Origin of the sequence: Cryobacterium glaciale (genome assembly GCF_004402535.1) — a bacterium.
Classification (GTDB): Bacteria; Actinomycetota; Actinomycetes; order Actinomycetales; family Microbacteriaceae; genus Cryobacterium; species Cryobacterium glaciale.
Genome location: NZ_SOEY01000028.1, coordinates 69,086 through 81,709, shown reverse-complemented (window position 1 = coordinate 81,709; position 12,624 = coordinate 69,086). Strand labels below are relative to the sequence as shown.

At 62.4% G+C, this 12,624-nt stretch carries 9 protein-coding genes and 1 tRNA gene; 4 read left to right on the top strand and 6 right to left on the bottom strand.

What is annotated here, in order from left to right:
• Window positions 1-36 precede the first annotated feature (36 nt).
• The gene (locus tag E3O06_RS12515; protein ID WP_134503948.1) at window positions 37-1,338 is read right to left on the bottom strand and encodes a zinc-dependent metalloprotease; all 1,302 of its coding nucleotides are present in this window, start codon (window positions 1,336-1,338) and stop codon (window positions 37-39) included.
• Between the two features lie 216 nt (window positions 1,339-1,554).
• Here E3O06_RS12515 and E3O06_RS12510 point away from each other — a divergent pair, with 216 nt between their 5' ends.
• The 3 genes from E3O06_RS12510 (at window position 1,555) to E3O06_RS12500 (ending at window position 5,953) form a co-directional block, all read left to right on the top strand.
• The gene (locus E3O06_RS12510; RefSeq protein WP_174843227.1) at window positions 1,555-2,661 is read left to right on the top strand and encodes a YlbL family protein; all 1,107 of its coding nucleotides are present in this window, start codon (window positions 1,555-1,557) and stop codon (window positions 2,659-2,661) included.
• A 119-nt stretch (window positions 2,662-2,780) separates the two neighbouring features.
• A complete protein-coding gene (locus E3O06_RS12505; RefSeq protein WP_174843226.1) occupies window positions 2,781-5,708 on the top strand; it encodes a UPF0182 family membrane protein in 2,928 nt (975 codons plus the stop codon).
• A 171-nt stretch (window positions 5,709-5,879) separates the two neighbouring features.
• Window positions 5,880-5,953: transfer RNA gene (locus tag E3O06_RS12500), tRNA-Met, on the top strand.
• Between the two features lie 184 nt (window positions 5,954-6,137).
• On the opposite strand, the gene E3O06_RS12495 is transcribed toward E3O06_RS12500, so the two are convergent.
• The 4 genes from E3O06_RS12495 to E3O06_RS12480 all read right to left on the bottom strand — a co-directional run bounded on the left by E3O06_RS12495 (window position 6,138) and on the right by E3O06_RS12480 (window position 10,097).
• On the bottom strand, window positions 6,138-6,893 hold the full coding sequence (locus E3O06_RS12495) for a GntR family transcriptional regulator (protein ID WP_134503710.1): 756 nt from the start codon (window positions 6,891-6,893) through the stop codon (window positions 6,138-6,140).
• An 84-nt stretch (window positions 6,894-6,977) separates the two neighbouring features.
• On the bottom strand, window positions 6,978-7,721 hold the full coding sequence (locus tag E3O06_RS12490; protein ID WP_134503709.1) for a creatininase family protein: 744 nt from the start codon (window positions 7,719-7,721) through the stop codon (window positions 6,978-6,980).
• The gene (locus tag E3O06_RS12485) at window positions 7,718-8,692 is read right to left on the bottom strand and encodes an aldo/keto reductase (RefSeq protein WP_134503708.1); all 975 of its coding nucleotides are present in this window, start codon (window positions 8,690-8,692) and stop codon (window positions 7,718-7,720) included. Before E3O06_RS12485 ends, E3O06_RS12490 begins: the two co-directional genes overlap by 4 nt.
• Before the next feature lie 4 nt (window positions 8,693-8,696).
• Window positions 8,697-10,097: a cytochrome P450 gene (locus E3O06_RS12480; RefSeq protein ID WP_134503707.1), complete on the bottom strand. Its 1,401-nt coding sequence runs from the start codon at window positions 10,095-10,097 to the stop codon at window positions 8,697-8,699.
• 300 nt (window positions 10,098-10,397) lie between these two features.
• Here E3O06_RS12480 and E3O06_RS12475 point away from each other — a divergent pair, with 300 nt between their 5' ends.
• On the top strand, window positions 10,398-11,411 hold the full coding sequence (locus tag E3O06_RS12475) for a sugar phosphate isomerase/epimerase family protein (RefSeq protein ID WP_134503945.1): 1,014 nt from the start codon (window positions 10,398-10,400) through the stop codon (window positions 11,409-11,411).
• Window positions 11,412-11,602: 191 nt separating this feature from the next.
• On the opposite strand, the gene E3O06_RS12470 is transcribed toward E3O06_RS12475, so the two are convergent.
• Window positions 11,603-12,388, bottom strand: a complete 786-nt coding sequence (locus E3O06_RS12470) for an SDR family NAD(P)-dependent oxidoreductase (protein WP_134503706.1) — start codon at window positions 12,386-12,388, stop codon at window positions 11,603-11,605.
• Window positions 12,389-12,624: the final 236 nt, after the last annotated feature.

Below are 12,624 nucleotides of genomic sequence, written 5' to 3'. Positions count from 1 at the left end.
CAACGTTGCGACCCCCGTTGCGGGGTAGAAAGTGCCCTAATCCTCGTGCGGGCGTTCGGCGCCGTCATCGCGCAGCAGGTCTTCGAGCGCCTGGTCGACGTCGTCGAGCACCTCGGGTTCGCCGCGCGCCACGCTCGCGAGACGGGCGATCAAACGCTGGGGATCGTCGATATCCTCCGATGTCGGCAGCAGGTCGGGGTGCGACCAGAGCGCGTCGCGCGCTTCGTTACCCACGGCATCCGTCACGGCCTGCCACATCGCTGCTGCCTCGCGCAGGCGTCGCGGGCGCAGTTCGAGACCGACGAGCGTCGCGAAAGCGGATTCAGCCGGACCACCGGCGGCCCGGCGGCGCTTGACGGTCTCGGCGATGGCATCCGCTTTGGGCAGTCGGATCGTAGCGCGAGCGGTGACGACGTCGACCCAGCCCTCGACCAGGGCGAGCATTGTCTCGAGCCTGGACAGGGCCGAGATCTGGGATTCGGACTTCTGCTGGATGAGGGAACCATCGACCATGGCTTGGCGCAGGTCTTCGGGGTTGGATGGGTCGAAATTTCCGGCCAGCTCTTCGAGCCGGCTGGAGTCGATGCTGATGCCGCGGGCGTAGGCGGTGACCGCGCTGGTCAGGTGCAGGCGCAACCAGCGGGCGTGCCGAAACAGTCTGGCGTGGGCAATCTCGCGCACGGCGAGATAGATCTGTACCTGGTCGGCGGGAACGTCGAGGCCTGCGCCGAAATCGGAAACGTTCTGGGGGAGGAGAGCGGCCTGCTGCTCGCCGAGCAGCGGAATGCCGACGTCGCAGCCGCTGACGACCTCACTGGCCAGCTGGCCGACGACCTGGCCGAGCTGCATGGCAAACAGGGTACCGCCGATGCTGCGCACGAGCTGGCTCGCATTGGCCACCATGCCCTGCATCTCTTCGGGCACCTGCTCGGCGAACACCTTGGTGAGGGAATCGGAGATGCTCGTAGCTACGGGTTCAGCGAGCTGGGTCCACAGCGGCATCGTGGCGGTCACCCACTCACGGCGCGTCATCAGGCGCGGTTCGACCGTGAGTTCGGCCACGGTGATGACGTCGTCGAGCCAGAGAGCCGCAATGTGAAAGGCCTGACGAAGCTGCGTTTGTTGCTCATCGGTCGCCGTGAGCTGGCCGTTCGCTGCTCGCTGCTCACCTTGGGTGAGCGCAATCTGCCAGTCCACTCCGGTTCCCTGAGCGTTCATCGCGCCCTGCAGCTGCTGCATGAGGGCGGCCACGCTGGCCGGGTCATTCGGCAGGCCGGCGGCACCGGCGAGCTGGCTCGGGTCGATACCGCTCTTGCCGCTGAGAATGTCGCGGAGCATGTCACGGAACTCGTCGCTGGGGTTGTTATCACCAGGTTCGCCCGGGTTCTGGTCTTTCGGGGGTAGGGAGTCGTCGGCCACTTCAGGCCCCTCTCAGTTGCATACTTCTACGCTAGTGCGAGTAGCCCGCCCGGGGCTGGGAAATATCCTAGGCTGAAGGGCTTGCTGTGCGCCCGTCGCGAACACGGCCCGAAACCCCAACACGGAAGGAGCACGGTGGCTCTCTTCACCGATGACTCACCGGCACCCCACGGTGCACGGCGCCGCCGCCCATCGATCGGTTGGATGGCACTGTTGCTCGCCCTGGTCGCCGGGGTGATCCTCGGCATCATGCCGGCCCCGTACGTCATCGAAAAGCCGGGCCCGGTCTACAACACCCTCGGCTCCGCCACCGATGAGAACGACGTCGAGACCGCGCTCATCACCATCCCGGATGAGACGGTCTACCCGACCGAGGGCACGCTCGACCTGCTCACCGTGTCCCTGCTCGGCAACCGGGAGAACCGCCCGAGCTGGCTCAGCGTTGTTCGAGCCTGGTTCGACCCCAGTGAGGCCGTTCTGCCCATCGACCAGGTCTTCCCCGCGAACGTCAGCACGGAACAGCGGGATGCGCGGGCCAGTGCCGACATGATCAATTCTCAACAGGATGCCATCGCGGCCGCGCTCACTCACCTCGGCTACGACTACCCCACGACGGTCTCGGTGGTCAGCCTGCCCGACGGTTCCCCGGCCGAGGGCGTGATCGAACCCGAGGACCAGATCTCCGCCGTGAACGGGACGCCGGTGGCCAACGTCGCCGAATTGCGTGCCGCACTACAGACCAACGGCGCCGAGACGGCGGCCAGCCTCGACATCGTGCGCGGCGGCGTCGCCGAGACCGTCGAGGTCACCCCGATCGACAACGACGGCACGATCGTCGCCGGAGTCAACGTGTCGGTCGCCTACGACTTTCCCATTGAGGTTCAGATTCAGCTCGACAAGGTCGGCGGGCCGAGTGCCGGTCTGATGTTCGCGCTCGGCATCATCGACAAACTCACCCCGGGAGAACTGCAGGGCGGCGAGAACGTGGCGGGCACCGGAACGATCGACCAGTCCGGTGCGGTCGGCCCGATCGGCGGCATCCAGCAAAAGCTCTACGGCGCAGTCGAAAATGATGCAACCTGGTTTCTGGCTCCGGCCGACAACTGCGACGAGGTGACCGGCAATATCCCCGACGGTCTGACCGTCTTCTCGGTCGCCACCCTCGATGAGGCGCTCACCGCCCTCGACGCGATCAAGTCCGGCGCTGATACGAGCGATCTGCCGAGTTGTCCGGCCGGGTAGTACAGCGAGAGTTTTGTAGTGATGACTCTCTCAGGAGCGCCTAAGTAAGATAGAGGTTGACCCTGATCACAGGTTAGTGATCGCCCTGTACCTAATGACTGAGCGCAAGAGGCCAATACGTGAGTTCATCAGCAGCCGACAACGCCCCCCGGCGCAGCCGAGCCCCGCTAGCAATCACCGCAGCGATTATCGCGGGGTTGGTGATCCTGTTCTTTATCTTCGCCGGACTGTATACCGATGTGTTGTGGTTCGACCAACTCGGGTTCCTGAGCGTGCTGACCACCCAGTGGATCGCCGGCACCGTGCTCTTTCTCATCGGATTCGTCGCCATGGCCGTACCGGTCTGGGTGAGCATTCAGCTGGCCTATCGCCTGCGCCCGGTCTACGCGAAGCTCAACTCGCAGCTCGATCGCTACCAGCAGGTCATTGAGCCGCTGCGACGGCTCGCGATGTACGGCATCCCGGCCCTCCTCGGCCTCTTCGCGGGTGTCGCCGCCGCCACCCGCTGGCAGACCGTGCTCATGTGGCTCAACCGCACCGAGACCGGTCGTGTTGACCCGCAGTTCAACTTCGACATCTCCTTCTACCTGATGGACCTGCCGTTCTACCAGGCCGTGCTCGCCTTCGCATCCGCTGTCGTACTCATCGCGGCACTCGTCGCGGTCGCGACCAGCTACCTCTACGGTTCCATCCGGGTGTCCGGCCGTGAGGTGCTCATCTCCAAGGCCGCGCGCGTGCAGATCGCCGTCACGGCGGGCCTGTACCTGCTGCTGCAGGCTGTGAGCATCTGGTTCGACCAGTATTCCACCCTGACCAACCAGGGCACACTCATCACCGGCGCCGGCTACACCGACGTCAACGCGACCATCCCAGGCCGCGCCATCCTCGCCGGCATCGCGGCCGTCGTCGCGTTGCTCTTCATTCTCACGGCTATCATCGGCCGTTGGCGCCTGCCGGTTATCGGTACCGCACTGCTGATCGTGTCAAGCCTGCTGATCGGCTCGCTCTACCCCTGGGTCGTCGAGCGTTTCCAGGTGGAGCCGAGCGCGAAGTCGCTCGAAGCCAAATACATCGAGCGCAATATTGACCTCACCCGGGATGCCTACGGCGTCGCCGACATCGAGGAGATCCCGTACAACGCGAAGACCACCGCCGAGCCGGGCGCCCTGCGCGCCGACGCTGCGACGACCGCGAACATTCGTATTCTCGACCCGGCCCTGGTCAGCGACTCATTCCGTCAGCTCGAGCAGTTCCGCCAGTATTACCAGTTCCCCGACAACCTGAACGTCGACCGGTACATGATCGACGGAGTGTCCCAGGACACCGTCGTCGCCGTGCGCGACCTCGACCTCGAGGGCTTGAACACCGGTAACACCTGGGTCAACTCGAAGACCGTCTACACCCACGGCTATGGCATGGTGGCCGCCTACGGCAACCAGCGCTCGGTCGACGGCCAGCCGGTGTTCCTCGAGTCGGGCATCCCCACCAGCGGTGCGCTCGGCGACTTCGAACCGCGCATCTACTTCGGCGAGACCTCGCCCGAGTACTCCATCGTCGGTGACGCGGATGGCGCCGACCCGATCGAACTCGACTATCCGTCGGGCGAAGAGGGTGCCGGCCAGACCTACACGACCTTCTCCGGCGACGGCGGACCGAAACTCGACAACGCGTTCAAGAAACTCATCTACGCGCTGAAGTTCCAGTCCGAGCAGATCTTCCTGGCCGCCTCGGTCAACGACAAGTCGGAGATTCTCTACGATCGTGATCCGGTCACCCGTGTGCAGAAAGTTGCGCCGTACCTGACGCTCGACTCCGACGCCTACCCCTCCGTCGTTGACGGTCGAGTGATGTGGATCGTTGACGGTTACACCACCTCGGCGAACTACCCCTATTCGACGCCGGTGAGCCTGAGTGAGGCCATTGCCGACACCCAGACGCCGCCGCAGCCCTACGCGCTCGACAGCATCAACTACCTGCGCAACTCGGTCAAGGCCACCGTCGACGCCTACAGCGGCGAGGTCACCCTCTATGCCTGGGACGACGAAGAACCGCTGCTGCAGACCTGGCAGAAAATCTTCCCGTCGACGCTCAAACCCATGAGCGACATGAGCGGCGATCTGATGAGCCATGTGCGCTACCCAGCCGACATGTTCAAGGTGCAGCGCGCCATCCTCGGCCAGTACCACGTGACCGACCCCGGGTCGTTCTACTCCAAGGACGACGCCTGGATCTCGCCGAACGACCCGGACTCCCCGCCGACCGACCCCACGCTGCAGCCGCCGTACTACCTCACCATGCAGGTGCCCGGATCGGACAAGCCGTCGTTCTCGCTGTACTCGACCTTCCAGCCGGAAGCCACCGGTGAATCCAGCCGTAACGTGCTCTACGGGTACCTCGCCGTGGACGCCGATGCCGGAGCCGAAGACGGCGTGCGGGCCGACGGGTATGGACAGCTGAGACTGCTCAACCTGCCCAAGGACGGCACAGTGCCCGGCCCCGGCCAGGTGCAGAACGTCTTCAACGCCGATCCGACCGTCTCGACCGAGCTCAACCTGCTGCGACAGGGGTCGTCGACCGTGCTGAACGGCAACCTGCTGACCCTCCCGGTCGGTGGCGGCCTGCTGTATGTGCAGCCGGTCTACGTGAAGTCAACCGGTGAGACCAGCTACCCGCTGCTGCAGAAGGTGCTCGTGGCCTTCGGTGACCAGATCGCGTTCGAGGACACCCTCGACGGTGCCCTCGACGTGCTGTTCGGCGGCGACTCGGGTGCGACGGCCGGTGACACGGACGTGCCAGACGACGCCACGACGAACAACGGGGGCAAAACAACGACCAACCCCGACACGACGGGCGGCACGGATGTGCCGACCGGTTCGACGGGCGACGCCACAACGGATGCCGAGCTCAAGGCCCTGCTCGCTGTCGCCAAGACGGCGCTCGCTGAGAAGGCGGCCGCGCTCTCCGCCGGCAACTTCGCCGACTACGGCACGGCAGACGCCAAGCTGGAGGAGACGATCGCGAGCATGCTCGCCCTGCTCGGCGAGTAACGCCACCCGCACGACCTGTCGCAAGCCCTCACCCGTCTCGGGTGGGGGCTTGCGGTTGTTCGGCTCGATGGTGTTTGATGCCTGTAGAGCCACACTTTTGGCGAATACAGTGCGATACCGACCCAAAGTGGTCGACCGTGCTTTCAGGGTGTGCTAAATTTGTTCTTGTAGCGCGGGGTGGAGCAGTTCGGTAGCTCGCTGGGCTCATAACCCAGAGGTCGTAGGTTCAAATCCTGCCCCCGCAACAGAAAAGGCCAGACCAGATAAAGTTTTTTGGTCCCTCAACAGGGGGTGAATAATGACTGAGTCGGCGCAATACCGGCGTAGCCCTTGGCTGCGCCGGTATTTTTGTATCTCGACAGCAGGTGCGCCCCGAATCGCCTCGTCAACGCTCGAGATCGTTCATGCATCTGGACTTCCGATTCTCGGCTATTTGTCGTGTTCGGCGACATCCATCTGACTGGCGCGGAGTTGCCGGGTGTATGCCAGTTTGACGCGGCTTCCAAGCCACGAGGTTCGAGCGTATTCGGCTATGTCTCCGGACAGTTCGAAGTGGGTTCGCGCGATGACGACGATCAGCGGGATGTCGAGGTGAGACTGCAACAGCTGTGCTTGGAACGTGGTTGCGAACCCGACTTCGGCGAAGCATTCGGCGACCAGTGGGGCTGGGTTGTCGCGGCGGTTGGCCGAGAGGGCTGTTTCGTCCCAAAGCTCGCTCCGCCAGGCCTCGGTTACCCCGATGGGCACACCATCGACGGTGTGCAGCGTCACGGAGGAGTGGAGCTGCATCAGGGGTATCCTCCACCCGAACGCGTGGGCCACGGCGGTGGGGAGCGGCAGGTCATGGGCGCTGGGGACGGATTGTGATCGCGCATCATGACCATCGATGAGGAGTTGCTCTTTCCACGGTCGAGCCAGGTCGAGTTCGCACACCAGGGCGACAGTACTATCGGTGACGTAGGTGCCGGACCCGCGTCGGGATCGGAGGTATCCCTCATCGATCAAGGCCCGGATGCTTCGGCGGATCGTCACCCGGCTGACCGCGTAGTCCGTGCTCAGCTCGAGCTCCGTGGGAATACGGTCACCGGCGGCAAACTCTCCGCTGTCGATTCGGTGGCGCAGGTTCCTATGGACCTGTCCCCACGCGCTCAGGGGCGAGTCGTGCTCAACGATGAAAGCGGCCATGGTTCATTGTTGTGCACTGCAGCGCGACGGGTTCACCAGCTGCGTGATTCATCGGTGCCGTTCCATCTGGTGGCGGTCCGCTGATCAGATCATCCGTTCCAAGACGAGGTTGCTCAGCCAGGCGGTGAGGAACTCACGTAAGACTGCGCTGGTGGACAGATCCGTGGCTCTGGGGTCGGGTCCGAAGATTCCCCACAACGGATGACTGTTGTCGTGGCGGTGCAGTCCCTGATCATCATTACCCGGGTCGATGGCTGGGTGTGCGTCGAGGGAGGGCAGGCGGTCGAGGTGGACCAGCTCAGGCCAGAAGGCGTACAAAAGGGTGGTTTCGAAAACGCCGGCATGGTCGGGGGCGATGGGTGCGTCAGAACACCGGTTCACACCGGTGGCAAGGACGTGCATGGACTTGTCCGGGTCGGTATTCCACTCGATGGCGAACCCGTCGATCAGGTCGAGTTGTTCGTCGGGGAAATGTCCGCTGAAGAGAACGGTCTGCTGCACGCCGAATTCTTCCAGCCGGTCGAGGGTGTGTTGAAGGTTTGACCGAATGGCGGTGTCTGACGGCATCATGATCGTCCATGGGTAGGCGGAATGCCCACCACCGGTGCCCTGGTAAACCGGCGGAAGGACGAGGCCACCCGTTCGTCGGGCCGCGTCGATGCAGAGTCCCTGGGCGGTGAGGGCGTCCAGCCCGACGGGCAAATGCGAGCTGTGGAATTCGATCGTCCCCAACGGCAGGTACACGATAGGTGAATCTGCCAAGGCGGCGTTGAGTTCAGCGGGGGAAAGAAACTCGACTTGGACTTGTCGCGGGGTCGGCTGGCTCATTTGTAGTAGTTCCGAATCCAGGCGTGGTCGGTCAACTGTGTACGCAGTTCGTCGGGAAACGACTCGCCGTCGGAATAGCCGACGTTGCGCGCGATGTTACGGCTGCTGCTCATTCCGGCGATGACAGTCGAGACCTCAGGTGACGACAGCACGTATTTCACCGCCGCCTCAGCCAGCGAGGAATAGTACGGTGACACGAGTTCTTTCAGCGCTTCGACCCGCTTGTACGTCTCGGAGAACCGTTCGCCGCGGAACATTTCTTTCTGCTGCGAGCCGTCTTCCCACGAGTCGTACGTCGCGGGCGTCCACAACCCGGAAAGCGAGCCTGAGTCAAACGCGACTCGGTCGATGATCGCTGTACTGCTGCTGGCACTCGCAGGGAAGAGCGCGTCGACCGGGCGTTGCTCGAACAGGTTGAAGATGACCTGAATGGAGTCGACCAGACCGAGCTTGGCCAGGTCGACTCCTTCGTCGGGGCGGTAGTCGCGAATCGAGACACCGATCTTGTTGATCTTGCCCTCGATCTTTAGTGCGTTTAAGGTCTCGAGCCAGTCGAGCTCGGTCGCCGCAGACGGGGCCCAGCAGTGCAGCTGCAGCAGGTCGAGCTGTTCCACCCCGAGGCGCTTCAACGAGGCATCGATACCCTCGCGGATGTACCACTCGGGGTAGCGGCCACGCATTTGAGGGTCATCCTGATCGGGATTTGGCCACTGAATGGGGCGAATCTTTGTGGCGACATAGATCTTGTCACCCTGCCAACGCCGCAGTGATTCGCCGATTACTTCTTCACTGTGCCCGAAGCCGTAAAATTCGGCGGTATCCACGAAGTTGATGCCCTGCTCGTACGATTGCAGTAACGCGCTGATGGACTCCTCATCATCAACAGCGCCCCACTGGCCGCCGAGCTGCCAGGCACCGAACGAGATCTCGCTGACATCCCAGCCAGTTTTACCAAAAGAGCGATACTGCATTGGGCTACCGTCCGTTTTCTAGAGTGAAGTGCTGGTGGGCGACACCGCTGCCGGGTTCGGCGAATTCAACCGGGAGTACGGAGAACCCGCGAACCAGTTGCTTCACCCACCGGACGGGAGAGCCGACAATACGGATGTCGGGTCCTTTCAGCAGCTCCTCGACCATAATTTTGGCGGCCAAGCGGGCGAAGGGGGCGCCCATGCAAGCGTGGATTCCCTCACCGAACGACATAATTCGGTTCTTCGGTGTGAATTTACGATTGATGTCGAAATTGTCGGGGTCTGGGTAGACCCGTTCGTCCCGGTTCGCGGAGCCCTGCAAGAACATCACTCGGGAGTCGGCGGGGATGGTGAATTCGGCGATGACGATCTGTTCCGTCGTCTGACGTGACACGTTCTGGCCCGGCGTTTCATAGCGCAGTGTTTCTTCGACGAAGGCTGTGATCAGCTCCGGGTGCGCACGGAGATGTCCCTGCATGCGCGGAAACTTATCCAGCACATAAACGAGGTTGGTGAAAAGGGCTGCGGGAGCGTCGCTGGCAGCGGAGAGGATGAGATGGGCTAGCCCATCTTGCTCGCCTTCGAAGACCTTCCCCTTATGGGAAGCCAACAAGATCTGGGTGTATGCATCAGAGCCGGAAGTATCGGCGCCGTCGGCAATCGCGGAGCGGCGATCAGCGAAACGACGGGCGAGAAGTTCTTCCGTCTCCGCATTCGCTACAGCCGCATCATCCGGAATGCCGTACTTGCCGACTGTTCGTTCCATCGCCCGCCAGAGATGTTCGACAAATGCAGTGTTGTCCTCCGGTGGAGAGCCGAGTAGAGAGATGCCCATGCCGATAGACATCGGCAGGGCGAAGTCGCTCGCGAAATCACCACCGCCTTGGGCGTGCATGTCGGCCAGGAGGCTTCGGGCGAAATCGCGCACTCCCTCCTCTTTTACCAGGATCTCGCGGGCGGCGAAGGTGCGACGGATGGCCGCCCGCAGATCGGTGTGACGGGGAGGGTCCTCGGCAACGAGCATCCCGGCACCGTACGAATCGTGCGTCCCATCGATGTCGTTGCCGAGACAGTTCACCAACTGAGTATGGTTGGCCAACCCTGCACGCACATCGTCATAGCGGGAGACCACATAGATCTCCCGATCCGGATTGAAATAGACCGGGGCAGCATCCCGCAACCGGCGGTAGGTGTCGTAGGGGTGGTCATACACGGCGTACGACAACGGGTCATAGTGAACACTGAGGTCCAGCGGCAGCGCGACGAAGTGTTCCGAGACACCTGTGGCGGTTACTGGGGAAACAGTTTCAGCTGGCGCGCTGACGACGGCGACTGCCTCAGGCGAGGAGGGCGCGTGATGAGGGCATCCTGGGCCGGGATCCTTGAGATCGGTAGTTTCTGTCATGACGCTCCTTCGCGGTGATAGCCAGCACCCGAACGCCAACGTGCACGCCCGGTGATCGAAAGGTTAGAACAGCAACAGGTCCGTGGGGATGTGCGCCTTGCGTTCATGTCGTCAATGTGTCATGCACTTAATACTCATTCTTCATAAGAGATGGTACTTTCCATACTCATTTAGTCACGCTTTACCCGAGTTGGGTACCGAGTCTCATCGCGCAGCGGTCTCGAGGACGGTATGTTTGACAGGACATTACGTCCTAGATACGCTCTGACATCATCAGTTTCGATTCAAAGGAGAACTCGTATGAAGCTTGGCGTCTACAACGCGATTTTGCACGACCGCAGCCTGCCGGAGGCTCTCTCGATCATTTCCGGTCTCGGCCTGACGGGGATTGAGCTGAACTCCGGCGGGTTCCTTCCCCCGGCCCATATTCCGACGTTCGACGATATTCTTATCTCCGACACAGCACGCGATGATTTCCTCGGCATCTTCGAGGGCACCGGGGTCGGTATTGCTGGCCTGAACTGTAACGGCAACCCTTTGCACCCGAACGCTCGTATCGGCGACAAACACGCGGAAGACATTCGCCGCAGCATCCGGCTCGCCGAACGACTCGGCCAACATCGGGTAGTCACCATGTCCGGTTTGCCAGGCGGGGAGCCGGGCGCGCTCCACACAAACTGGATCGTAAATGCCTGGAATTCGGACGCGCTCGACGTACTCGATTACCAGTGGGGCATCGCTGCAGGCTTCTGGCGTGAGATCGACCGTCTCGCGGCCGACCACGACGTCAAAGTCGCTCTCGAGCTGCACCCGCAAAATATTGTGTTCAACCCGGCCGATATACGCAAGCTCGTGGAGCTCACTGGAGCAACAAACGTGGGTGTCGAACTCGATGCCTCGCACCTGTTCTGGCAGCAGATGGACCCAGTGGCGGTCATCCGCGATCTTGGCCCGTTGGTATTCCATGCCGCGGCGAAGGATGTTCGTGTCAATCCGGAAACAGCCGCGCTGTATGGAGTGCTCGACAATCGTTTCCGTCGACTTTCTTCCGACGAGCCCCGCACGAACCTCGGCGGTGACGAGTGGGCAAATGAGTGGCCGAAACCAGCCGCGTGGGACTTCGTTGCGCTCGGCAAGGGCCACGACGTTGCGTATTGGACTGAATTCCTTCGTGCACTCTACGAGGTGGACCCCGACATTCTCGTGAACATCGAACACGAGGATGTCGAACTGGGCCGCATCGAGGGACTCGAGGTCGCGTCTGCGGTGCTGCTACGAGCGGATGCTGCACTCGCTGCGTCGCTGCGTCGTTGAGTCCTGCCACGATGCTGTGACGCCAGCTGACATCCCACCAGGGATTGTGCTGGTGCGAACCTGGCGCCAATGCGAATCAAAGAGGTCGGCTACGACGTTCTACCCCGCACCTTCCAGGTGCCGTTCGCTCTGTTCCCGTTCGCATCGACCGTGTCGCACGAGCCGATGGTCGAGGAAGAAGACCTGCGGGTTCAGCCGGCGAGAGGCCGGGGGGTGCCGCTTGACGCTGTCGTGCCCCCATCGACCGGCAGGATGACGCCGGTAATGTATGCAGCGTCGGGGCTGGCTAGGAAGAGCGCAGCACGAGCGATGTCATCCGGTAGGGCAGGCCGATCCAGCGCCAGACGGTCTCGCAGCGCCGACCAAAAAACCGGATCATCCAGTCGTTCCTGCGTCTGCTTCGTCGACGTGAAGGCCGGAGCGATAGCGTTGACCCGCACTCCATCGCGGCCAAGGTCAAGAGCCAGAGATTGCACGAAGGCATTCACCGCACCCTTGGTCGTGTTGTAACCTACCTGCTGCCAGTCACCGCCGAGGCCCGCGATCGACGAGATCGCGGTGAACGAGCCACGGGACTCACGCAACGCCGGCACAACAGCCCGGGCGAGGTGCACCATGCCGTCGATGTTGATCGAACGCATGCGTTCCCACGATTCATCCGACAGTTCATCGATCGTGCCCGGCTCCGACAAGCCAGCATTCGCAATGACGACATCAATGCCACCCCATGCCGCAGTGATCGCTCGAACCGCGTCTTCGACCTCGATGCGCGCCGCCATGTCGCCCTCGATCACGAGCGAGTCATCGGTAGGGAAACCCTCCACCGTCTCGCGGAGCGGGCCAGCGCGGCGTCCTGTGACGGCCACCCGAGCGTCCTGTTCGAGAAACGCCCGCGCGATCGAACGACCGATCCCTGATCCGGCGCCCGTCACGAGCACACGCGTTCCACCGTAGGGATACCGGGCCCAGGCAATCATCTGACATCCAATCCGCTGTCGTATCCTGAAAAGTCCGGCATGTACAGCGCGACCGGACCCCACAGAGCTATCAGCAAACCTTACCGACTTGCGAAGACATCATCGCTATCGTTACATGAGACATCAATCGACCCGGCACCGAGACTGCATTACACCTCTGCATTGGGACGCCACGGTGCCTGCGCGCGCGGCTCGACGTTAGCGCTGTCTGGCCATGAGTTGGATGTTGCTAACCC